A 21663-nucleotide genomic window follows, 5' to 3' on the forward strand; every position below is an offset into this window, starting at 1 on the left:
CCTCAGCCACCTCCCAGGCCGGGAATGGTGACCAGCGGGTTCGCCGGCTTCGGCTTGTCGTTGTGAATACCGAAGTTGTTCGGCAGACCGGCCGCCGTGCACCGCGGGGCCGGGTTCTGGAGGAGAGGTATCGGAAGCGTGGCGCCACCCAGCGGCGCCGGGATCGACACGGGTGGGAGCGGGGGGACGTTGAGCGCGGTCGGCAGGGTTATCGTGCCGCTGAGGTCACAGATGTAGAAGTTGAACCACGACCCGTAGGTACCCAACGGGGTGAGCACGTCCATCTTCTTCGGCAACGTGGTCAGGAACCGCTCGACCAGGTCCTGGTTGTCGTTCAGGTGCTCGGCCAGGTCGCCGAGGTGCTTGATGTCGGCCTTGAGCGGCGGCCGCGCGTCGTGCAGCAGGTCCGCGGTGCTGTCGGTGAGGTCGCCGATCGAGTCGATGGCGTCGCCGATCGTGTTGCGGTCCTTGGACAACCCGGACACCAGCTGGCGCACCGTGACCACCAGCTGGGTGAACTCGGAGTCGCGTGAGTTCACCGTGTCCAGCACCTGGTTCAGGTTGTCGATCACGCTGCCGATCACCTGGTCCTTGTCGGCGATCGTGCTGGTCAGCGAGGCGGTGTGGGCCAGCAGGCTGGTCAGCGTGCCGCCTTCGCCCTGGAGCACCTGGATCAGCTCGTAGGACAGCTGGTTCACGTCGTTGGGCGACAGCGCCTGGAACAGCGGCTGGAATCCGTTGAACAGCTGGGTCAGGTTGACCGCCGGGTGGGTCTGCACCAGCGGGATCGTCGCCCCGGCGGCCAGCGGCGCACCGGGTGGGCCGACGCCCTGTTCCAGCGCGATGTAGCGCTGGCCGACCAGGTTGCGGAACTTGATGGTGGCCTCGACGGTCTGGGGCAGCCGTACCGCGCTGCGCACCGCGAACTCCACCAGTGCGACCTTGCGGTCGACCAGCCGGATGTCCTGCACCTCGCCGACCCGGACGCCGGAGATGCGGACCTCGTCGCCCTTGTTCACTCCGGTCGCATCGGTGAACTTGGCGCTGTAGTCCGTGGTGGACCCGCCGAGCTGGTTGGAGATCGTGCCGGCCAGTAGCAGGGTGGCGAACAGGGTGACCGCGGCGAAGATGGTGAACTTGGTCAGCGGGCCGCCGAGGCCGCGCAGTGCTCCCCTCATCGGACCTGTACCTCCGTGCCACGAAGCAGCGTCCCGACCATCAGGCTGGACCAGGCCGGCATGCTCGCCGGGTCGGTCCCGGTCATGTCCGCGAGCAGGCCGGCCACCAGCTGCCGCTCCGGGGCGGAGTTGGCGATGGTGAGCGAGCTTGCGGTGAACGCCGGCACCGGGCTACCCAGCGCCTGGGGCTTGCTCGCCGGCGCACCGAGTGCGTCCGGCTTGTTCGCCGGCAGGTCCAGCGGGCCGCCGGAGTCCGGTGCGCTCGCGCCGGTCCCGCCGAGCAACGGCAGCGCCGGCAGCGCCGGAGCCGTCGAGCCGGAGCTCCCTGCCGGCGCGGTGGGGTCGGTGCCGAGCAGCTTGCCGAGCTGGACCGCCTGCGCGCTGGCCGGCGGGTGCGACGACCCGTCCATGTACGGGCCGCCCGGGTACTGGGCGATCGGCGGGGTGTTGTTGTAGCAGGCCGGGCCGCGGTTGTCCGTGTAGTCCGGCTCGTCCAGGTGCGGTTTGAACTTGCCCCGGTTGGCCACGACCTCGACCTTGACCCGCAGCGCCGGCCGTGCGGTGCCCTCGCCGAACGCGGCCTTGCCCAGCGGGATCGCCGCGGCCAGCCGCTGGAACAGGCAGACGTACTCCGGCGAGTACCGGGCCGCCAGATCCAGGGTGGGCCGCGCCTTGTCCACCAGGTTGATCAGGTTGTGCTTGTTGTCCTCGAGGAACTCGCGCAGGTCGTCGGAGGTGTCGGTGACCGTCGAGTACAGGTGGGCGAACTCGTCCTTCTTGTCGTCCAGCGTCTTCGTGGTCGTGGTCAGTGTCTTCAGGCCCTCGATCAGGTCCGGCGCGGCCTTGCTGTAGGTGTCGGTGAACTTGGGCAGCGCGTCGAGGTCCGCCGTCAGGTCCGGCAGCGCCGGGTTGAACCTCGACAGGTACTGGTGCAGCAGGGTGATCGTGTCGCCCAGCTGCGCGCCGCGCCCGGACAGTGCCTGGCTCAGCGCGCCCAGCGTGTTCGCCAGGTCAGCCGGCTTGACCGCCTGCAACAACGGGAGCAGGTTGTTGAACACCTGCTCGGTCTGGATGGTGTCGCTGCTGCGGTCCCTGGGGATCACGGCACCGGCCCGGATCGGCGTGGTCGACGGGTCGGGCGGCACCTCCAGCGCCACGTACCGCTCGCCGAAGAGGCTCTTGGGCAGCAGCTGCGCGCTCACGTTGCTCGGGATGTGTGACACCAGGTCGGGCTGCAGCGCGAGCGAGACGGTGGCCACCTTGCCGTCGGTGCTGACCGACTTGACCTCGCCGACCGTGACCCCGCGCAGCCGGACCTCGGCCTGCGGGGCGAAGGAGTTGTCCACCTGGTCGATCTGCATGGTCACCGGGACCGTCGAGGTGAACACCTTCGCGTAGACCGCGACACAGAGCGCGAGCAACGCGACGACCAGGCCGACCATCGCCAGGCCGAGCAGCCGCCGTGGGCCCGCGGACAGGTTGTCGGCCATCAGGCGATCTTCACCGTGGTCGTGGAGCCCCACAGCGCGAGGCTCACGAAGATGTCGAACAGGAAGATCAGGACCAGCGAGGCGCGCACCGAGCGGCCCACCGCGACCCCCACCCCGGCCGGGCCGCCCGTGGCCCGGTAGCCGTAGTAGCAGTGGATCAAGATGATCAACACTGCGATGACCAGCACCTTGAGGAACGAGTAGAGGATGTCGATGGGCGGCAGGAACAGGTTGAAGTAGTGGTCGTAGGTGCCCAGTGACTGCCCGTAGAACACCGTGACGGTGAACCGGGACGCCCAGTAGGACGCCAGCAGGCCGCCGGCGTAGAGCGGGATGATGGCGACGAACGCGGCGATGACCCGGGTGGTCACCAGGAACGGCAGGCTGGGCACCGCCATCACCTCGAGCGCGTCGATCTCCTCGGAGACCCGCATCGCGCCGAGCTGTGCGGTGAAGCCGGCCCCGACCGTCGCGGTCAGGCCGATCGCGGCGACCAGCGGAGAGATCTCCCGGGTGTTGAAGTACGCCGCGATGAACGCGGTGAGCGCGGCGGCGCCGATCTGGTTCAGGCCGGCGAAGGTCTGCAGGCCGACCACCGAACCGGTGAACGAGGTGAGCAGCGCAACGATGATCACCGTGCCGCCGACCAGTGCCAGACCGCCGGCACCGAAGGTCACCTCGGTGAGGATCCGCAGGACTTCCTTCTTGTACCGGCTGAGCGTGCGGGGCAGCCAGCCCAGCGCCCTGATGTACAGCCAGCCCTGGTCACCGAGTTCGTCAAGGGACCGTAACGGCGCCTCGGCGGCCCGCTTCAGGCCGTCCGCCATGATCAGCTCCCCTTCGCGGGCACGATGGCCAGGTACACCGTGGTCAGCACCACGTTGATCAGGAAAACGAGGATGAAGCTGATCACCACGGACTGGTTCACCGCGTCACCGACACCCTTCGGGCCCGGTGGCGGGTTCAGCCCCCGGTACGCGGCGACAACACCGGCCGCGACACCGAAGAACACCGCCTTGATCGCCCCGATCACCAGGTCCGCGGGCTGGGCCAGCGCGGAGAAGCCGGCGAGGTAGGCACCCGGCGTGCCGTTCTGCAGGACAACGTTGTAGAAGTAGCCGCCGGCCACCCCGACGATGCTGATCAGGCCGTTGAGCAGCACGGCGACGATCGCCGCCGCCAGCACCCTCGGCACCACCAGGCGCTGGATCGGGGAGATGCCCAGCACCTCCATCGCGTCGATCTCCTCGCGGATGGTCCGGGCACCCAGTTCGGCGCAGATCGCGGTGCCACCGGCGCCGGCGATCAGCAGCGCGCAGATGATCGGCGCGGCCTGCTGCACGTTGGCCAGCACACTGACCGCGCCCGCGAAGGAGGGCGCCCCGATCTGCTTGAGCAGCGAACCGAGCTGCAGCGAGATGATCGCGCCGAACGCCATCGAGACCAGGGCCGCCGGCAGGATGGACACGCTCGCGATGAACCACAGCTGCTCGATGAGCTCACGCAGCTGGAACGGTCGCTTGAACAGGTTTCGGCCGACGTCCAGCCCGAGGGCGAAAACCTTGCCCACCTGTTGCAGTGCTGAGATCGGTTTGGCGATCAGCGGACTGCTCACTAGCCGTGCTCCGTTGCTGTTGTCATGCCCATCGGCCGCGGTTCCCCCGGCTCACGGCCAACTGGCAGGTACCTCTGGGGTGTACGAGATATCTCTCTTCCGGACGATGCCCTGGCTATGCAACGACGGGTATGGGGGCTCGGTTACTCATGGGTTTGCGGCGGTCGCTCGGTCGTGGCCGTACGGCGTACTACGGTGACTGGAGAATCGAACGAGTCTTAAGGAGATGCCGTGCCGGGACCGCTTGCCGGACTGAAAGTCGTGGAGCTCGCCGGGATCGGCCCGGGACCGCACGCCGCGATGATCCTGGCCGATCTCGGCGCCGACGTGGTCCGCGTCGAGCGTCCCACCGGAGGTCTCAAGCTCGGCCGGGGCAGCGACTACACACTGCGTGGGCGCCGCTCCGTCGCCGCCGACATGAAGTCCGAGGCCGGCCGGGAGACCGTGCTGCGGCTGGTCGAGCGGGCCGACGTACTGCTGGAGGGCCTGCGCCCCGGGGTGACCGAGCGGCTCGGCGTCGGGCCGGCCGACTGCCAGGCGCGCAACCCAGGCCTGGTGTACGCCCGGATGACCGGGTGGGGGCAGGACGGGCCGATGGCGACCCGGGCCGGCCACGACATCAACTACATCTCGCTGACCGGCGCGCTGCACGCGATCGGCAAGGCTGACCAGCCGATCCCACCGCTGAACCTGGTCGGCGACTTCGGCGGCGGCTCGATGCTGCTGGTGATCGGCATCCTGGCCGCGCTGCAGGAGCGGCAGAGCTCGGGGCAGGGCCAGGTGGTCGACGCGGCCATGGTGGACGGCGCGAGCCTGCTGTCCCAGATGTTCTGGTCACTGCGGGCCAACGGTGTGTGGCGGGACGAGCGCGAGGTGAACCTGCTGGACGGCGGCGCCCCGTTCTACCGCACCTACCGCTGTTCGGACGGCGGGTTCATGGCCGTCGGCGCCATCGAGCCGCAGTTCTACGCCGAGCTGCTCACCGGCCTCGGGCTGGCCGACGCGGAGCTGCCGGCACAGCTGGACCAGTCCGGCTGGCCGGCCGTGCACGAGCGGTTCGCCGAGGTGTTCGCCAGCAGACCGCGGGACGAGTGGACCAAGATCTTCGCTGATACGGACGCCTGCACGACGCCGGTGTTGGCCTTCGGCGAGGTGGCGGACCACCCACACGTGGCGGCCCGCAACACCGTGATCGAGATCAACGGGGTACCCCAGGCGGCACCGGCACCCCGGTTCTCCCGTACCCCGGCCGGACCGCCCACCGCACCTCCCGTGCCGGGCGCCGACACGGACGCCGTGTTCGCCGCGTGGGGAGTCGAACCGGTCGCACCGGCCGGCTGACCAGAACGCCCGCGCGGCGACCCGTCCAGGATCCGGGCCCTACGGCCGTGCCCCCCACCCGGGTGACGGCCGTAGGGTCTCAGCATGAGTGGGCAGTTACGTACCGTCTCGAACTGGCGGAACTTCTCCCCTTCGCTCGACCTCGACCCGGTCCTCGGGGCGGCGGCCGACAGTTTCGTGGCCCTCGGTTACCACGGCACGACCATGCGGGAGATCGCCCGGCGGGCCGACCTCTCCGTCCCCGGGCTGTACCACCACTACCCCAGCAAGCAGAACATGCTGGTCGCCGTGCTCGATGCCACCATGGCCGATCTGCGGTGGCGGCTGGACGCGGCGGACGACGAGGGCGACGGCGACCCGGTGGCGCGGCTGGAACTGCTGGTCAGCGCGCTGGTGCTCTACCACTGCCACCGCAAGGGGCTCGGGTTCATCGCGCTCAGTGAGATGCGCAGCCTGGACCCGGCCAACCGGCGTCGCATCGCGGCCCGGCGCACCGAGGTGCAGCGGCTGGTGGACACGGCGGTGCTGGACGGCGCGGCGCGCGGGCTGTTCCGCACCCGGTACCCGCTGGACTCCAGCCGGGCGGTGGTCACCATGTCGATCGCGGTGGCCACCTGGTTCCAGATGGACATGTCGCTGACGCCGGAGGACGTGGCGCAGCGGTACGTGGAGTACGCGCTCAATGTGGTCCGGTACCACGACGCGGCCGACCGCCGCTGACCCGAGCCGCTCCCCGACAGGCTCCGCACCCCGACAGGCCCCGGACCCCGAGAGGCTCCGCACAGAACACAAAGGGGCGGGCCCGACCCGGTGTGGGTCGGACCCGCCCCTTCAGGCGTGCGCGATCAGGCCAGGCTGACCTTGGCGCCGGCCTCCTCGAGCTTCGCCTTGGCGGCCTCGGCGGCCTCCTTCGGCGCGTTCTCCAGGATCGGCTTCGGAGCCGACTCCACGAGGTCCTTGGCCTCCTTCAGGCCGAGGCCCGAGACCAGCTCGCGGACGACCTTGATGACCTGGATCTTCTTCTCACCGGCGGCCTCGAGGACGACGTTGAACTCGTCCTTCTCCTCCTCGGCCGGGGCGGCGGCGGCGGCCGGGCCCGCGGCGGCCGCGACCGGCGCGGCGGCGGTGACCTCGAAGACGTCCTCGAACTTCTTCACGAACTCCGACAGCTCGAGCAGCGTCATTTCCTTGAACGCGTCGAGCAGCTCGTCGGTCGACAGCTTCGCCATGGTGGCGGTTCCTCTCTAAAAATGGGTCTACAGCAGGAAGGGGCAGGGCAGGGGTTCGAGTTACTCGGCAGCCGCGGCGGCGGGCTCGGCCGGCGCGGCCGACTCGGCAGCGCCACCTTCCGCCGCACGCTTGTCGGCCAGGGCCTGGGCGAGCCGCGCGACCTGCGACGCCGGAGCGTTGAACAGGCCGGCCGCCTTGGCCAGGTTGCCCTTCATAGCGCCGGCCAGCTTGGCCAGCAGGACCTCACGGGACTCCAGGTCGGCGAGCTTGCTCACCTCGTCGGTGCTCAGCGGGCGGCCGTCCATCACGCCGCCCTTGATCACCAGGCCCTTGTGGTCCTTGGCGAAGTTCCGCAGCGCCTTGGCCGCGTCCCCGGGCTCACCGGTGATGAACGCGATCGCGGTGGGGCCGACGAGCAGGTCGTCGAGCCCAGCGACGCCGGCGTCCGCGGCAGCCCGCTTGACCAGCGTGTTCTTCGCAACCCGGTAACTTGCCGAACCCCTGAGCGCCCGGCGCAACTCTGCGAGCTGCGCCACGGTCAGACCGCGGTATTCGGTGATCACCGTTGCGGACGCGCCGCGAAAACGCTCGGTGATCTCCTCGACGGCGGCCACCTTGTCGGGCCGTACCATCGGGCCTCCTCAGCTAGCGGATCAGGGTGTGCGCCACCTCAGCCCATGACCCGCTCATGACAAACGCCCCGGCGCAGGGCGCACGGGGCGTCAAGCACAACTCGGCGGCACGCCGTGTCGTGGGGAAACGACCTCGTCCTCCTGCGCGGGCCGCCCGGCGTTAACGGGGCCTTCGTCCGCCTACCCGGCGAGCCGGGCACACGGAGACCTACGGTCTGCGGTGGAACTTGCACCACAATACGTGATGCCGGGACCACCCCGTTCACGGGGTCGAGTTGCGGTGGCCCACCACCGCTGCCTCGGGGGCGAGGATCCCCCGATCAGGGTGCCCGCCGGGTGATTGAACAGGCACCTACCGGGCTAACCTCTCCGCGATCAAGTCGCACCGCGACGAGGAGGCCAACGGTGAGTTCAGCGGTATCGGACGCGGTGTGGATCGACGTCGCCATGTGGTCCGGGCTCAGCGGTAAGCCGCAGCCGTTCACCGATGTCGAGTGCAACCCGCCCGAGCAGGTCCCGAACGACCGGGAGGCCTGGAAGCAGTGGGCGCTGGAGCACCTCGCGGTGGTCTCCGAGCAGGACGCCTGGCAGCCCGGCCGCTACCACTTCACCGTGGAGCGGCGCGATCCCGCCGGCCGCCCGCTGGACACCTTCGCCCAGGGCATCTGGGAGTGGCGCACCTGAGGCCGCCGCGCGTCCCGACCGGCCCGCGGAAAACCCCGACTCACCCCGCGGAACGTCCCGACTCGCCGAAGGCGTCCCGACTCGCCGGACGGTCCCGACTCGCCGGACGCCGAGAGCCGGCCGGGGTGACCCCCGACCGGCTCTCGGTGTGCCGTGCTCTGTCGTATTCGATGTGTCGTCTTCGATGTGGGCCGGTACGCCTTGCTCAGGCGGTCGGCTCGTCGACGAGCAGGTTGCGCGTGCGGTTCGGGTCGACCGGGATACCCGGCCCCATCGTGGTGCTGAAGGTGATCTTCTTGACGTACTTGCCCTTGGCGGCCGACGGCTTGGCCCGCAGGATCTCGTCCAGCGCGGCCGCGTAGTTCTCCACCAGCTTCTCGGTGTCGAAGCTCGCCTTGCCGATCACCAGGTGCAGGTTGGACTGCTTGTCAACCCGGAAGTTGATCTTGCCGCCCTTGATCTCGTTGATCGCCTTGGTGACGTCCGGGGTGACCGTGCCGGTCTTCGGGTTCGGCATCAGGCCACGCGGGCCGAGCACCCGGGCGATCCGGCCGACCTTGGCCATCTGGTCCGGCGTGGCGATCGCGGCGTCGAAGTCCAGCCAACCGCCCTGGATGCGGGCGATCAGGTCCTCCGAGCCGACCTCGTCGGCGCCGGCGGCGGTGGCCTCGTCGGCCTTGTCACCGACCGCGAAGACGATGACCCGGGCGGTCTTGCCGGTACCGTGCGGCAGGTTCACGGTGCCCCGGACCATCTGGTCCGCCTTGCGCGGGTCCACGCCGAGCCGCATGGCGACCTCGACGGTGGCGTCCATCTTCGTGGCCGAGGTGTCCTTGGCCAGCCCGGCGGCCTCGAGCGGGCTGTAGAGCTTGTCGTGGTCGATCTTCTCCGCCGCCTGGCGGTATCCCTTGCTGCGCTTCATCTCTCTGTCCTCTTCGATTCCGGCCGCCGCACCCTCGGTACGGCGGGCCATCGCGCTGCCGCGCCTTTGGCGTGGCTGCCGCGTGGGTCAGGTGTGGTGCGAGCCGCGCCCGGCTCTCCCACAGGTGCCTGGGGGCTCAACGCCCCCGTACGGCTGAACGTCTCAGCCCTGCACCGTAATTCCCATCGACCGGGCGGTCCCGGCAATGATCTTCGCGGCCTGGTCGATGTCGTTGGCGTTCAGGTCCTGCATCTTCTGGTTGGCGATCTCGCGCACCTGGTCCATGGTCACCGTGGCGACCTTGAGGCGGTGCGGCTCGCCGCTGCCCTTCTCGACGCCCGCTGCCTTGAGCAGCAGTCGCGCGGCCGGCGGGGTCTTCAGCGCGAAGGTGAAGGACCGGTCCTCGTAGACCGAGATCTCCACCGGCACCACGTTGCCCCGCTGGGACTCGGTGGCGGCGTTGTAGGCCTTGCAGAACTCCATGATGTTGACGCCGTGCTGACCCAGCGCGGGGCCGACCGGCGGCGCCGGCGTGGCCGCACCGGCCTTGATCTGCAGCTTGATAATCGCGGAGAGTTTCCGCTTCTTGGGTGGCATGTCCTTGTTTCCCTTGCTCCCTGCATCACCCGGCCGCCTGCCGCGGCCCGGGCTGAATCTTGACTAGATCTTGGATACCTGGCTGAACGAGAGCTCGACCGGGGTCTCCCGGCCGAAGATCGACACGAGCACCTTGAGCTTCTGCGCGTCGATGTTGACCTCGTTGATGGTGGCGGGCAGCGTCGCGAACGGCCCATCCATCACGGTAACCGATTCGCCGACCTCGAAGTCGACCTCGACCATCGGCTTGCCCGACGCGGTCTCGCCACCGGCCTTGCCGGCAACGGCCTTCTTCGGCTGCTCCACCTTCGGCAACAGGAACTTGAGCACGTCGTCGATGGTCAGCGGGGAGGGCTTGGAGGTGGCGCCGACGAAACCGGTGACCCCGGGGGTGTTGCGCACCGCGCCCCAGGACTGGTCGTTCAGCTCCATCCGGACCAGGATGTAGCCGGGCAGCACCTTGCGCTGGACCTGCTTGCGCTGGCCGTTCTTGATCTCGGTGACCTCTTCGGTCGGCACCTCGACCTGGTAGATGTAGTCCTCGACGTCCAGGGTCTGCACCCGGGTCTCGAGGTTGCTCTTCACCTTGTTCTCGTAGCCGGCGTAGGAGTGCACCACGTACCACTCACCGGGTGCCCGGTGCAGCGCGGCGCGCATCTCCTCGACCGGGTCGAGCTCTTCGGCTTCCTCGGCGTCGCCGGCGGCCTCAGCCTGAACCTCGGGCGCACCGTCAGCCGAGACCTCGTCATCCGAGTCGCCGTCCGAGTTGCCGTCCGAGTCGCCGTCCGAGTCGCCGCCGTCCGATTCCTCCGCGTCCTCGTCGTTCGAGGCCTCGGCCGTCTCGTCGTCAACCTCGGTGTCGCTGTCGGCAGAGCTGTCAACAGAGCTGTCGGCACGGAGGTCCGTGGCTGCGTCGTCCTTGGCCTCCGGCCCGTCGAGCTGGCCGGCGTGCCCCGACTCCTCGGTCACCGAGGTGCCATCGGTCGGCTCCGGACCACCGTCGTAGGAGGTCACTGCAGTTCGCTTCCTTTCCGTGCCTGATTCGCTGCCGTTCGCGGCGTGAGGTTCGGCCGTACCTCGGGTTGTCTAGGTGCCGAACACCGCGAACACGCCCTTGGCGAACACGTAGTCGAGCAATGCGACCAGTGCCACCATGAAGGACACGAACACCAGGACGACGATCGTGTACGTCACCAGATCATTCCGGGTCGGCCAGATGACCTTGCGGAGCTCGGCGACGACCTCGCGCAGGAACCGGATCAACCGGGCCGGCGGGGACAACTTCGTTCCCCGGCCGTCCCGCGAGGGGGTCGGCCGGCCCTTGCGACCGTCGAGCTCCGCCGCGACGGACGGGCCGCGACGGTCGGCGGCGGTCGCCGGGCGATCCCGCTCCGACTCGTGCTCCTCGGTCACGTCCGCTGCTCCACTACTGTGCCTGCCTTCTGATCGAAACCACGCGTCTGGTGGCAGGGGTGACAGGACTTGAACCTGCAACCTGCGGTTTTGGAGACCGCTGCTCTGCCAGTTGAGCTACACCCCTATGGCAACTTGCCTTCCCCGGCACCGCCCGAGCGTCAAGTCCGGGCGATATCGCGGAAAAGCGGCACGGCGCAGCAAACGACGTGCCAGCCGTGGCGAGTGTACGGTACCGCGACTTGGCACCCCAATCGCGCTGGTACCCCGCGTCCCGAACGGGGCCGCGCAACCCAGGGTGAGGTGCACAGATGTCCGGTTGCGGGGTTTGAAAGGATGGGGGCATGTCCTCCGCGACCTCAGCCCCGACCGAGACCCAACGCCCCCGCATTTCAGCGCGCATCGGCGGCATCGCCGAGTCCGCCACGCTGGCCGTGGATGCGAAGGCCAAGGCGCTCAAGGCCGCCGGGCGGCCGGTCATCGGGTTCGGCGCCGGCGAGCCCGACTTCCCGACCCCGCCGGCCATCGTGGCCGCCGCGCAGGCCGCCTGCGCCGACCCGAAGAACCACCGCTACTCCCCCGCCGCCGGCCTGCCCGAGCTCAAGGAGGCGATCGCGGCCAAGACCGCGCGCGACTCCGGCTATCGGGTCACGGCCAGCCAGGTGCTGGTCACCAACGGTGGCAAGCAGGCCGTCTACCAGGCCTTCGCCACGCTGCTGGACCCGGGCGACGAGGTGCTGCTGCCGGCGCCGTACTGGACCACCTACCCCGAGGCGATCACCCTCGCCGGCGGCAAGCCGGTCGACGTGGTGACCGACGCCGCCGCCAACTACCAGCCCTCGGTGGCACAACTGGAGGCGGCCCGCACCGACCGCACCAAGGTGCTGCTGTGGTGCTCGCCGTCCAACCCGACCGGCGCGGTGGCCCCGCCCGAACTGGTCACCGAGGTCGGCCGGTGGGCGCTCGAGCACGGCATCTGGGTGGTCACCGACGAGATCTACGAGCACCTGGTCTACGACGGGGCGACCGCGGTGTCGATGCCGGTCGCGGTGCCCGAGCTGGCGGACACCTGCGTGATCCTCAACGGGGTCGCCAAGACCTACGCGATGACCGGCTGGCGGGTCGGCTGGATGATCGGCCCGGCCGACGTGATCAAGGCCGCCGGCAACCTGCAGTCGCACCTGAGCTCGAACGTGTGCAACGTGGCGCAGCGGGCCGCGCTGGAGGCGGTGTCCGGTTCGCTGGACGCGGTCGCCGAGATGGGCGCGGCGTTCGACCGGCGCCGCAAGACGATCGTCGAGATGCTCTCCGCCATCCCCGGGGTGATCTGCCCGACGCCGCACGGCGCGTTCTACGTCTACCCCTCGGTGCAGGACCTGCTCGGCAAGGAGATCCGCGGCCGGCGGTCGGCCACCAGCGTCGAGCTGGCCGCGCTGATCCTGGACGAGGTCGAGGTCGCGGTGGTCCCCGGCGAGGCGTTCGGCACGCCCGGCTACTTCCGGCTGTCCTACGCGCTCGGCGACGACGACCTGCGCACCGGCATCGAGCGGCTGGCCGCCCTGCTCGGCGAGGCCCGCTAGGCGCGAGTAGAACCGCTGAGCCTCGTGGGGCGGGACGAGATCGTCGGCTTCATGCGGAAGAACCTCGGGCCCGACATCATCACCGCGCACCTGGCCGGCCAGCCGGAGATCGCCGTCGAGGGCGACGCCGCCACCGGGACCTGGGCATTCCAGGACACTGTGATTGCCACCCGGTACCAGACGGTGATCCAGGGCGCGGCGTTCTACCGGGACCGTTACCTGCGCTGCCCGGACGGCGCCTGGCGGATCGCGCACACCGGGTACCAGCGCACCTACGAGGCCACCCTGTCACTCGCGGACCTGCCCAGCTTCCGACTGACCTCGAACCGCTGGGTCCGGCCGGACTCAGCCGCCGCGGCGCCGGCCGGCGGCTGACTCAGGGGTCATTCGGGCTTCTTCGGCTCCACCCGCAGGTGGAAGTGCTCGCCGTAACGGGTGGTGCCGTACTCCACCGCGCGCTCGACCTTCTCCCTGGTCCGGTCGTCGCGGTGCACCAGCGGGTCGTTGCGCAGCTCCTTCGCCAGTGACACGCACAGCAGCACCATGATCAGCGCGAACGGCGCCGCGGTGATGATCGTCAGCTTCTGGATGCCGCTCAGCGCGGCGTCGCCACCCCCGCCGACCAGCAGCATGATCGCGCCGATGGTGCCCATCAGGACGCCCCAGAATCACCACACCGCGCGCCGGCTGGATCGAGCCGCGCTGCGACAGCGTGCCCATCACCACCGAGGCCGCGTCAGCGCCGGACACGAAGAAGATCGCCACCAACAGCATCGCGACGACGCCGAGCGCAACGCCGAGCGGGTAGGAGTCCAGCACGGGAAACAGTTGCTCCTCGGAGCTCTTGGAGGCCAGGTCGACCCCGGAGCGCTGCAGGCTCACCGCCGCGCCGCCGAAGATGGCGAACCAGATCAGGCTGACCAGGCTGGGGATCAGGATGACCCCGGTGACGAACTGCTTGATGGTGCGGCCCCGGCTGATCCGGGCGATGAACATGCCGACGAACGGCGTCCCACCCCGGCCAGCACCATGTTGATGTTGGACAGCCACTGGATGCCCTTGGCCACCCCGCTCACCGCGCTGGCCACGAACGCCACCGTCAGCACCGCGATGACGACCACCAGCAGCGTGGTCCCGACGTTGTCCAGGTAGCCGCCGGCCTTCAGCCCGCCGCCGATCTGAAGGGCACCGAGACCCAGCGAGGCCGCCGAGCCGAACAGCGTCGCGAAGATCGCCATCACGTCGATGGCCCGCCCGATCGGGCCGCTCGCCCGCTTCGCCCCGATCAGCGGCGCGAACGCGGCAACCCGATGCCCATCCCGGCGTTGAACATCATGGCGATCCAGGAGACGGTCCGGAACTCCGGCACCTCCCCGTCACGGCCGAGCGGGATCCGACCGTAGCGGCTGAACGCGAGCCAGAGCGCAAAGACCACGAAGCCGGTGGCCGCGAGCACGAATGCCCAGCCGCCGCCCTTCATCACGCCGTTGAGTACGGCGGTGGTGACCGCGCCGAGCGAGTCGGTGCCGAACACCCCCCAGGCGATGAACGCGACGGTGAGCACGCCCGCGGTGCCGAAGACCCAGCGGTCCACCGGTTGCGGGAGGTCGGCTCGCGGGCCGGCGTCCCGCGGCGTTCCGCCGGCCGGTGTCGGCCCGTCGGCGGGAGTGTGGGTGGGGTCCGCGAGAGTCATCCTGGATCGGCCCCGGCGGGAACCGGAGCCTTCCTCCCTTCCGGTTCGCCGTGCCCGTGCTCGCGCGCTGAGAGTTTACTGAGATCGCGATACGCGCGTCTTCACGCGTAATCCGCAACAGTGTCAAGGGCTGGGGCGGCCCGGAAAGCCGTGAGTGGCCGGCGTTGCCAGTGCAACGCCGGCCACTCAGGGGTTCGAGGGGGACCGACCTACTTGTCGGTCTCGGCCAGGTCGGCCAGCGCGCGGGCGCGGCGGGCGTACTTCCAGTTGGCCAGCTGCTCGATCGTCTTGATGCCGAACTCGGCCAGCTTCTCGTCGTGCGCCGGCGTGAGTCCCTCGAGCGCGGATGGCGGGGCAGCCAGGATCTCAGCGGCGGTCTTCTCTTCCCATGCCTTGTCCACCAGCTTGCCGAAGTTCACGGGCGAATCCTCTCGTTACGGAATCGGGACGCCGGCAGCATTCTCCGTACCGGGCTGGCTCGCAACGCCAGGGCGCCGATCACCGCAGGGCGTTCACCCACCGGGGTCACACCCGACCGCCCTACTCGACGGTTACCGCCCGCCGGGAGCCCACCTCGCCGGCCAGCCAGGGCAGGAAACCGTCCAGGAAGCGCTCGGTGGCCGGCATGAAGTAGCCGCCGTAGTGGCTCAACGGGTCGAGTGTGGACACCACCAGGGTGCCCGGCGTGCTGACCCGGTCGACGTACAGCAGCGCCTCGCCGCCCGGCAGCGTGACCAGCACCTCGGCGCCGTCCGGCGGGTCCAGCACACCGTGGTAGTGCCAGGTGCAGTCGCGCATCGCGAGCCGCTCGAACAACGGGTGCTCCGGTACCGGGGTGCGCAGACCGAGATCGGCACCGGGCTCCAGCCACCACCAGAAGTTCGTCGGGCGGTGCTGCCAGCGCACCCCGGGCAGGAACTCCGGCACCGGCTCGCCACCGGCGAACGCGGCCACCGTGCCGCCGGCGACCAGCAGCTCGAGGATCCGGGGCGCGGCCCGGGTGAGCAGTCCCCGGTGCAGTCGCTCCGGGATGAGCAACCCGGGGTGGCCGGTGAGGTCGGTGTCGGCGAGGTCGGGCAGGTAGAGCAGGCCGCCGGTGAGGTGCCGGGCGTACTTCGGCTCGGTCAGCGCGCGGTGGTGCCAGGCCGACCCGCCGTAGACGGCGGCGAGGCCCCGGCCGGCGGGCGGCGGCGCCCCGGCGGTGACCGTGTGGAGGTCGCCGGTGGTCGTGTAGCTGGCGCTGGCCCGGTTGGCGCTGTGGCCGGCGCCCGACGGGCCGGCGCTTTGGTCGGCGCGCGTGCGGTCGGCGCCCGCGTGGCCGGCGCTGTGGTTCGCGCCGGCCTCGGCGAGGATCCAGTCCACCAGGTGCCGTCCGTCGCCGGTCAGCGGGTCGCTGGTCGCCTGCACCAGCACGGTGCCGGCGGTGCTCACCCGGTCCAGGTAGGTGGCCGGTTCGCCGCCGCCGAGCCGCACCAGCACCTCGGCGCCCGGGGGTGGCGGGTGGTGGCCGCGGGCGAAGAAGCCGGCCACCCCGCGCCGGTAGGTCAGCTCGTCCGGCCCGAGCCCGTCGAACAGCGGGTGCTCGGCGACCTCGGCGACCCGGTAGGCGGCCAGCGTCGGGTGTGGCAACTGGACGAACGGGGAGCAGCCGGGCAGCCAGTCGCGGTGCAGGTGGCCGCCGAACACCAGCACGCCACCGCCGGCCAGGTAGGCCGCGATCCGGTCCCGGTGCCGCAGCAGGTACTCCTGGTCGACCATGCCGGCGATGATCAGCCCCTGGTAGCCGGCCAGGTCGACCTGGTCGAGGCGGTAGCAGTCCAGGTGGTCGATGCGCCCGTCATAGGCCGCCGGGTCCAGCGCGCCGATGTCCATGTCCAGGCGTGCGACCGGTGGCGTCACGAGTACCTCCCGGACGGCACAGTAAGGCTTACCTAAGCTGGAGGCAACCCGCCGGAGTGCGCCGGTTCAGTTCCGCAGCCGGACCGTGGCGATCGCCCTGCCGAGCACCGATTTGCCGTCGAGCTTGGCGGCGATGTCCACCCGCGCGACTCGGGTGCCGTCCTCCGCGACGGTCACCGACTTGACCGTGCCGGACAGCTCGATCACGGCGCGGCCGGCGCCGTCGTCGACGCCGTCCACCACGTCGGGCACCGGCACCGGCCGGGTGAACCGCGCCTGGTAGGACAGCACCGCGCCGGGGTCGCCGACCCACTCGGTGACCAGCCGGCCGCCCAGCGCCATGGTCAGCATGCCGTGCGCGACCACGCCGGGCAGCCCGACCGACTCCGCGACCCGGTCGCTCCAGTGGATCGGGTTGAAGTCGCCGGAGGCGCCCGCGTAGCGGACCACGTCGGTCCGGCTCACCGGCACGGACAGCGGCGGGAGCTCGGCCCCCTCGCCGAACTCGGCCGCCGCGGCGGACTCGGTCGTGGACTCGGCGGTACTCATCCGGCGTCCTCCTGGCTGAGTAGTAGCGCCTCGGTCGCGCAGACCGGCTCGCCGGCCACCGTCGACACCGCGCAGCGCAGGGTCAGCATGTGGGTGCCGGCCCGGGTGCGCAGGCTCTCCACGTGGACGGCCGTGACCAGCTCGTCCCCGGCTCGGATGGAGCGCTGGAACTCGATCTTCTGGTCACCGTGCACGGTACCCTCGAAGCGCCAGCCGAAGTCCGGGTCGCGCAGCAGCAGCTCGATCCGGGGCATGGTGAACACCACCGGGAAGGTGGGCGGCGCGATCAGGTCGGGATAGCCCGCGGCCTGGGCCGCGGCCACGTCGTGGCAGAGCGGGCTCAGCTCACCGATCGCGGTGGCGAACTCGCGAATGCGCTCCCGCCCCACCTGGTACGGCGGTGAGGACGGGAGCGTGCGACCTACGTATGACTCGTCGACCACCCGGGTCAGCGGGTCTCGCGGTGTGCTGTGTGGTGCTTGCAGTTCGGGCAGAACTTCTTCAGACCGAGGCGGTCCGGGTCGTTACGCCGGTTCTTCTTGGTGATGTAGTTGCGGTGCTTGCACACCTCGCACGCCAAGGTGATCTTCGGTCGAACGTCGGTGGCGGCCACTGGTGTCTCCTGATCACTTCATATGTCGGTCTAGCGATGGTAGCGGTGGCCGGACTTGAACCGGCGACACAGCGATTATGAGCCGCTTGCTCTACCGACTGAGCTACACCGCTGCACGGATCACACAAATCCGTAGGCACCCACTGGGTGTCGAGCCCCTTTACGGAATCGAACCGTAGACCTTCTCCTTACCATGGAGACGCTCTGCCGACTGAGCTAAAGGGGCGGGTCGGCCGTCCCCGGGACACCATGAAGCACCCCGGTGAAGCCTTGACGAGAGTACACAACCCTCCGCACGGACACGAAATCGGACCCCTATCGCCGGGTGGACAGCGTGCGTTCACCCATCCTTCACGTCGTGTCGCCTGACAGCGTGACAGGACGTTGTTGACTATGCAGCCATGACGCGTGCGCTGAACCCACCAGGAGAGACCCCGGATGTCGGGGTGCCGGCCGCCCTGGCAGCCCAGATGACCATCGGCGAACAGAACGACTGGCTGCGCGGGTTCCTCAGGGCGCGACCGGTGAGCCGCCGCCGCGCACTGCGCGGTGCGGCCGGCGCCCTGGCCGGGCTGGGGATGGTCGGCGGGCTGGGCGAGGTACTGGCCGCCTGCGGCTCACCGACCGGCGGCGGCGCGGCGGCCGGCGGCCCGGTACCGCTGGCGCTGACCGGGCGGCACCTGTCCTTCGGGGCGGACCCGACCGCGACGATGGCCATCGGCGGGGAGCTCACCGCCAAGCCCGCCGGCAAGGTGTTCCTGGACATCGGCGCCGACGCCAACTACGGCACCAGCCTCGAGGCCGAGGTCCGCGAGCTGATCAGCCACGTGCCGCAGCAGGACGGCTCGATCCGCTCGGCCGACCAGTTCTTCGTGCACGGGCTGGCCGACCGGCTCAGCGCCGGCCAGCGCTACCACTACCGGTTCCGCCTGCCCGGCGGCGGGACCACCCCGGACGCGGTGTTCAGCACGGCGCCGACCGGACGTGCCCCGTTCACCTTCACCGCGTTCGGCGACCAGGGGGTGAACGGGCCGACCTCGGTCATCGAGGCCTTCACCGACGACTACTACAAGCCCGACGACAGCCGGCGCACGCCGCAGCCGGCCTCCTCGCTGGTCGCCATGATCGCCAAGCGGCAGCCGGCATTCCACCTGCTCGCCGGGGACATCTGTTACGCCGACCCGACCGGCTACGGCCACCCGGTCAAGAACACCGTGCCGGCCCCCGCGACCAGCACCGGCTTCGACAACTTCGACCCGACCACCTGGACCGCGTACTTCCACAGCATCGAGTTCACCGCCGCCACCACGCCGTGGATGTTCGCCACCGGCAACCACGACATGGAGGCGGTCTACGACGACAACAAGTCGCCGGGCGGCGCCACGCACGGCTACGGCGGCCACGCCGCGCGGCTTGACCTGCCGAAGAACGGGCCGAGCAACTGCCCGTCGGTGTACACCTTCAAGTACTCCAACGTGGGTGTGGTCAGCCTGGACGGGAACGACCTGTCCACCGAGATCCCCACCAACGCCGGCTACAGCGGCGGGGCGCAGGTCAGCTGGGCGAGGCAGACGCTCAGCGCGCTGCGGGCCGACCCGAACATCGACTTCATCGTGGTGTTCCACCACCACTGCGCCTACGCGACCAGCGCCTCGCACGCCTCCGACGGCGGGGTGCGTTCGCTGATGTCCCCGCTGTACGACGAGTTCAGCGTTGATCTCGTGGTGCAGGGACACAACCACCAGTACGAGCGGAGCAGCCCGATCAAGGGTGGGCGTACCGGGGTGCAGGCCCCGGACGGTGCCACCGTGCACCCGCCGACGGACGGCACCACCTACATCTGCGTCGGCTCGGGCGGGCGGCCCCGCTACACCTGGCAGCCCGGCGAGACGGACCGCTACCGGGGCAACACCGGGCCGGACAGCGGCACCCACGTGACCAGCTTCGTCAACGTGGCCGGCGGCGGCAAGACACCGGAGCAGGTGGACTGGTCGCAGGCGCGGTACCTGGACTATGCGGTGCTCGCGGTGGACGTCGCCCCCGGGGCGCCCGGCGCGGACTCCAGCATGACCGTCCGGGCGATCAGCGACACCGGGCAGGAGATCGACGCGGTGACCCTGGTCCGCAAGGCCGGCCCCGGCGCCGGCGCGGTCGCCCCGAAACCGGCCGCGCTGGGCTCCTGGGACCGCACGCCCACCGGACTGTCCGTGCCCGGCGGCGTCCAGACCTGGTGAGCTCGCCGGGGTGACCGGCCCGCTCCGGGCTGACCGCCATGGCCCGGTGATCAACTCAACGTTCCTCTGGTTCGATCGCCGATGTGACCAGAGGAACGTTGAGTTAGGCGAAACGCCACCACGGGCCCGGCGTCCCGGTCACGCTGGAGGTCGTGCTCGACGGACCGTTCCGAGGTAGCCAGGCGCTCGCTGGTGGCCTGCTGACGCCCAACCAGCTCTACGGCCCTCGACACCGCCGACTGTTCCGGGACGTGTTCGTGCCGGCTGCTCTCGAACCTGACCTGGCCACCCGCTCGCGCGCCGCCTTCCTGCTCGTCCGGGGCCGGCGCGGGCTGCTGGCGGGCTACTCGGCAGCCGCTCTGCTGGGCGCGGACTGCGCACCGCACGACGCACCGGCGGAGGTTCTCGTGCCGCGCTGCATGCGTGGCGAGCCGGGGCTGCGGGTCAGGTACGGGGCTGCCGCCGGCGTCGACCTCATGCTGGCCGGCGGCTGCCGGGTCACCGCGCCGTTGCGCACCGCATGGGACCTGGCCCGCCGGTTGCCGCTGGTGGAGGCGGTGATCGCGGTGGATGCGCTCGCGCGCGCCGGCGGCTTCGCTCCGGCCGAGCTGCTCACCAGCCGAACGTCCGCTCCGGGTGCGCGGAACTGTCGGCGGCTCGACGAGGTGGTGGCGCTGTCCGACCCGAGGGCGGAGTCGCCGAGGGAGACCCGGCTGCGTGTCGGGCTGGTCCGTGCCGGGCTGCCCGCGCCCGAGGTGCAGTACCGGATCTCCGACGAGCACGGGTTCGTGCTGGCCAGGGTCGATCTGGGCTATCCGTGGGCCAAGCTGGCCATCGAGTACAACGGCGCCACCCACTTCACCGCACGCCGGGCCCGGCTGGACCGGGAGCGCGACGGCCTGCTGGCCTCCCACGGCTGGCAGACGCTGCGACTGGCGGGCGACGACATCGGCATCGCCATGCACCAGACCGCGAACCGGGTGGCCGAACTGCTCGCCCTACGCACCCGCTGAGCCGCGCCGAGCTACTCGCCCCGCGCATACCCGGTGAGCCGCGCCGAGCTGCTCGCCCTGCGTACCCGCTGAGCCGGCGCACGTTGAACCGCCGCGACGACGGTCGCCAAGGCGCCCGACCCGGCCGGCCCGAGCGCGCCGTTAGGCTTGCCGCCCATGCACGGATCCCGGCCATGAGGAACACCCGGCGCCACGATCACGACGCGGGCGGCGACCCGGAGCTGCTGGCGGCGAAGGCGGAGCTGCGGGACGAGATCTGGGCGGCACTCACCGAGGCGAAGGTGTCCCGCTTCCCCGGCGCCCGCAACCGGATCTCCAACTTCGTCGGCGCCGAGCGCGCGGCCGAGCGACTGCGGGACACCGACGTCTGGCGGGCCGCGAAGACGATCAAGGCCAACCCCGACTCGGCGCAGCTGCCGGTGCGACAGCGGGCGCTGGAGGACGGCAAGACGGTGTACATGGCGGTTCCCCGGCTCGCCGAGACGGAACCGTTCTTCCTGCTCGACCCGGACGATCTGGCGGACACGCCACGGCGGGCAGCGTCGATCTCCGGCGCGACCAGGTCGGCGCGCCGCGTCGCGGTCGACGATCTCGGCCCGGTGGATCTGGTGGTGAGCGGATGCGTCGCGGTGGCCGAGGACGGCGCCCGCCTCGGCAAGGGCGGCGGGTTCGCCGACCTGGAGTTCGCGCTGGCCGGCTCGGCCGGGCTGATCGGGCCGGACACCCTGGTGGTGACCACGGTGCACGAGCTGCAGGTGCGCCCGGCCGGTGCCATTCCGACGGCCGCGCACGACGCTCCGGTCGACCTGGTGATCACGCCCGACCGGGTGATCGACTGTCGGCCCGGTCGAGGCCGGCGCCCGGTCGGCGGCATCCGCTGGGCCGAGCTGACCGAGGAGAAGATCGCCGCCATCCCGCTGCTCGCCGCCCTGCGCCCCACCGAGCACTGACCCGCCGCCGCCCTCCGCGCGCCTTGTTAC

24 protein-coding genes, 3 tRNA genes and 1 pseudogene are annotated in these 21663 nt (G+C 70.4%); 8 read left to right on the forward strand and 20 right to left on the reverse strand.

Annotated features, from left to right (window positions below; translation table 11 throughout):
• Nucleotides 1–2: 2 nt before the first annotated feature.
• Genes ACTXG6_RS00685 through ACTXG6_RS00700 form a run of 4 tightly spaced genes read right to left on the reverse strand, consistent with a single transcriptional unit; the run spans nucleotide 3 to nucleotide 4283 of the window.
• On the reverse strand, nucleotides 3–1166 hold the full coding sequence (locus ACTXG6_RS00685; protein WP_445190309.1) for an MCE family protein: 1164 nt from the start codon (nucleotides 1164–1166) through the stop codon (nucleotides 3–5).
• 8 nt (nucleotides 1167–1174) lie between these two features.
• Entirely contained in the window at nucleotides 1175–2668 is a 1494-nt protein-coding gene (locus tag ACTXG6_RS00690) for an MCE family protein (RefSeq protein ID WP_445185801.1), read from the reverse strand.
• The gene (locus tag ACTXG6_RS00695) at nucleotides 2668–3495 is read right to left on the reverse strand and encodes an MlaE family ABC transporter permease (RefSeq protein WP_445185802.1); all 828 of its coding nucleotides are present in this window, start codon (nucleotides 3493–3495) and stop codon (nucleotides 2668–2670) included. The genes ACTXG6_RS00690 and ACTXG6_RS00695 overlap by 1 nt, the downstream gene beginning before the upstream one ends.
• Nucleotides 3496–3497: 2 nt before the next feature.
• On the reverse strand, nucleotides 3498–4283 hold the full coding sequence (locus ACTXG6_RS00700) for an MlaE family ABC transporter permease (RefSeq protein ID WP_445185803.1): 786 nt from the start codon (nucleotides 4281–4283) through the stop codon (nucleotides 3498–3500).
• Nucleotides 4284–4514: 231 nt separating this feature from the next.
• On the opposite strand from ACTXG6_RS00700, the gene ACTXG6_RS00705 reads away from it, so the two are divergent.
• Entirely contained in the window at nucleotides 4515–5624 is a 1110-nt protein-coding gene (locus ACTXG6_RS00705) for a CaiB/BaiF CoA transferase family protein (protein WP_445185804.1), read from the forward strand.
• 84 nt (nucleotides 5625–5708) lie between these two features.
• Complete coding sequence (locus tag ACTXG6_RS00710; RefSeq protein WP_445185805.1) at nucleotides 5709–6344, forward strand: TetR/AcrR family transcriptional regulator; 636 nt, start codon at nucleotides 5709–5711, stop codon at nucleotides 6342–6344.
• Nucleotides 6345–6469: 125 nt separating this feature from the next.
• On the opposite strand, the gene rplL is transcribed toward ACTXG6_RS00710, so the two are convergent.
• Both rplL and rplJ read right to left on the reverse strand, forming a co-directional pair.
• On the reverse strand, nucleotides 6470–6853 hold the full coding sequence (rplL, locus tag ACTXG6_RS00715; RefSeq protein WP_445185806.1) for a 50S ribosomal protein L7/L12: 384 nt from the start codon (nucleotides 6851–6853) through the stop codon (nucleotides 6470–6472).
• Between the two features lie 60 nt (nucleotides 6854–6913).
• Complete coding sequence (rplJ, locus tag ACTXG6_RS00720) at nucleotides 6914–7486, reverse strand: 50S ribosomal protein L10 (RefSeq protein ID WP_445185807.1); 573 nt, start codon at nucleotides 7484–7486, stop codon at nucleotides 6914–6916.
• Between the two features lie 405 nt (nucleotides 7487–7891).
• Here rplJ and ACTXG6_RS00725 point away from each other — a divergent pair, with 405 nt between their 5' ends.
• Complete coding sequence (locus ACTXG6_RS00725) at nucleotides 7892–8170, forward strand: hypothetical protein (protein WP_445185808.1); 279 nt, start codon at nucleotides 7892–7894, stop codon at nucleotides 8168–8170.
• Between the two features lie 205 nt (nucleotides 8171–8375).
• On the opposite strand, the gene rplA is transcribed toward ACTXG6_RS00725, so the two are convergent.
• The 5 genes from rplA to ACTXG6_RS00750 all read right to left on the reverse strand — a co-directional run bounded on the left by rplA (nucleotide 8376) and on the right by ACTXG6_RS00750 (nucleotide 11229).
• Nucleotides 8376–9092 carry a 50S ribosomal protein L1 gene (gene rplA / locus ACTXG6_RS00730; protein WP_445185809.1) on the reverse strand — a complete coding sequence of 239 codons (717 nt, stop codon included), beginning with the start codon at nucleotides 9090–9092 and terminating at the stop codon, nucleotides 8376–8378.
• A 162-nt stretch (nucleotides 9093–9254) separates the two neighbouring features.
• Nucleotides 9255–9689, reverse strand: coding sequence for a 50S ribosomal protein L11 (rplK, locus tag ACTXG6_RS00735; RefSeq protein WP_445185810.1), 435 nt, complete (start codon nucleotides 9687–9689; stop codon nucleotides 9255–9257).
• A gap of 63 nt (nucleotides 9690–9752) precedes the next feature.
• On the reverse strand, nucleotides 9753–10658 hold the full coding sequence (gene nusG / locus ACTXG6_RS00740; RefSeq protein ID WP_445190310.1) for a transcription termination/antitermination protein NusG: 906 nt from the start codon (nucleotides 10656–10658) through the stop codon (nucleotides 9753–9755).
• Between the two features lie 117 nt (nucleotides 10659–10775).
• Nucleotides 10776–11102: a preprotein translocase subunit SecE gene (secE, locus tag ACTXG6_RS00745; RefSeq protein WP_445185811.1), complete on the reverse strand. Its 327-nt coding sequence runs from the start codon at nucleotides 11100–11102 to the stop codon at nucleotides 10776–10778.
• Nucleotides 11103–11153: 51 nt separating this feature from the next.
• Nucleotides 11154–11229: transfer RNA gene (locus tag ACTXG6_RS00750), tRNA-Trp, on the reverse strand.
• A gap of 217 nt (nucleotides 11230–11446) precedes the next feature.
• Here ACTXG6_RS00750 and ACTXG6_RS00755 point away from each other — a divergent pair.
• Nucleotides 11447–12682 carry a pyridoxal phosphate-dependent aminotransferase gene (locus tag ACTXG6_RS00755; RefSeq protein ID WP_445185812.1) on the forward strand — a complete coding sequence of 412 codons (1236 nt, stop codon included), beginning with the start codon at nucleotides 11447–11449 and terminating at the stop codon, nucleotides 12680–12682.
• Nucleotides 12683–12706: 24 nt separating this feature from the next.
• Nucleotides 12707–13057 carry a nuclear transport factor 2 family protein gene (locus ACTXG6_RS00760; RefSeq protein ID WP_445185813.1) on the forward strand — a complete coding sequence of 117 codons (351 nt, stop codon included), beginning with the start codon at nucleotides 12707–12709 and terminating at the stop codon, nucleotides 13055–13057.
• Nucleotides 13058–13065: 8 nt separating this feature from the next.
• On the opposite strand, the pseudogene ACTXG6_RS00765 reads toward ACTXG6_RS00760, so the two are convergent.
• From ACTXG6_RS00765 to ACTXG6_RS00800, 8 genes and pseudogenes are all read right to left on the reverse strand, one after another.
• Nucleotides 13066–14375: pseudogene (locus ACTXG6_RS00765) on the reverse strand (BCCT family transporter).
• 209 nt (nucleotides 14376–14584) lie between these two features.
• Nucleotides 14585–14794 carry a hypothetical protein gene (locus tag ACTXG6_RS00770; protein WP_445185814.1) on the reverse strand — a complete coding sequence of 70 codons (210 nt, stop codon included), beginning with the start codon at nucleotides 14792–14794 and terminating at the stop codon, nucleotides 14585–14587.
• A gap of 121 nt (nucleotides 14795–14915) precedes the next feature.
• A complete protein-coding gene (locus ACTXG6_RS00775) occupies nucleotides 14916–16274 on the reverse strand; it encodes a hypothetical protein (RefSeq protein ID WP_445185815.1) in 1359 nt (452 codons plus the stop codon).
• 66 nt (nucleotides 16275–16340) lie between these two features.
• Nucleotides 16341–16823, reverse strand: a complete 483-nt coding sequence (locus ACTXG6_RS00780) for a MaoC/PaaZ C-terminal domain-containing protein (RefSeq protein ID WP_445185816.1) — start codon at nucleotides 16821–16823, stop codon at nucleotides 16341–16343.
• Nucleotides 16820–17266 carry an FAS1-like dehydratase domain-containing protein gene (locus ACTXG6_RS00785; protein ID WP_445185817.1) on the reverse strand — a complete coding sequence of 149 codons (447 nt, stop codon included), beginning with the start codon at nucleotides 17264–17266 and terminating at the stop codon, nucleotides 16820–16822. The genes ACTXG6_RS00780 and ACTXG6_RS00785 overlap by 4 nt, the downstream gene beginning before the upstream one ends.
• 5 nt (nucleotides 17267–17271) lie before the next feature.
• Nucleotides 17272–17436, reverse strand: a complete 165-nt coding sequence (gene rpmG / locus ACTXG6_RS00790) for a 50S ribosomal protein L33 (RefSeq protein WP_445185818.1) — start codon at nucleotides 17434–17436, stop codon at nucleotides 17272–17274.
• Nucleotides 17437–17473: 37 nt separating this feature from the next.
• A tRNA-Met gene (locus ACTXG6_RS00795) sits at nucleotides 17474–17549 on the reverse strand.
• Between the two features lie 40 nt (nucleotides 17550–17589).
• Nucleotides 17590–17662 (reverse strand) — tRNA-Thr (locus tag ACTXG6_RS00800).
• Nucleotides 17663–17837: 175 nt separating this feature from the next.
• Here ACTXG6_RS00800 and ACTXG6_RS00805 point away from each other — a divergent pair.
• Nucleotides 17838–19670, forward strand: coding sequence for a metallophosphoesterase (locus ACTXG6_RS00805; RefSeq protein WP_445185819.1), 1833 nt, complete (start codon nucleotides 17838–17840; stop codon nucleotides 19668–19670).
• Between the two features lie 152 nt (nucleotides 19671–19822).
• Complete coding sequence (locus tag ACTXG6_RS00810; RefSeq protein ID WP_445185820.1) at nucleotides 19823–20683, forward strand: endonuclease domain-containing protein; 861 nt, start codon at nucleotides 19823–19825, stop codon at nucleotides 20681–20683.
• Nucleotides 20684–20694: 11 nt separating this feature from the next.
• On the opposite strand, the gene ACTXG6_RS00815 is transcribed toward ACTXG6_RS00810, so the two are convergent.
• Nucleotides 20695–20841: a hypothetical protein gene (locus ACTXG6_RS00815; RefSeq protein ID WP_445185821.1), complete on the reverse strand. Its 147-nt coding sequence runs from the start codon at nucleotides 20839–20841 to the stop codon at nucleotides 20695–20697.
• A gap of 15 nt (nucleotides 20842–20856) precedes the next feature.
• On the opposite strand from ACTXG6_RS00815, the gene ACTXG6_RS00820 reads away from it, so the two are divergent.
• A complete protein-coding gene (locus ACTXG6_RS00820; protein ID WP_445185822.1) occupies nucleotides 20857–21633 on the forward strand; it encodes a 5-formyltetrahydrofolate cyclo-ligase in 777 nt (258 codons plus the stop codon).
• The last annotated feature ends 30 nt before the right edge of the window (nucleotides 21634–21663 follow it).

Source organism: Pseudonocardia sp. Cha107L01 (assembly GCF_052566575.1).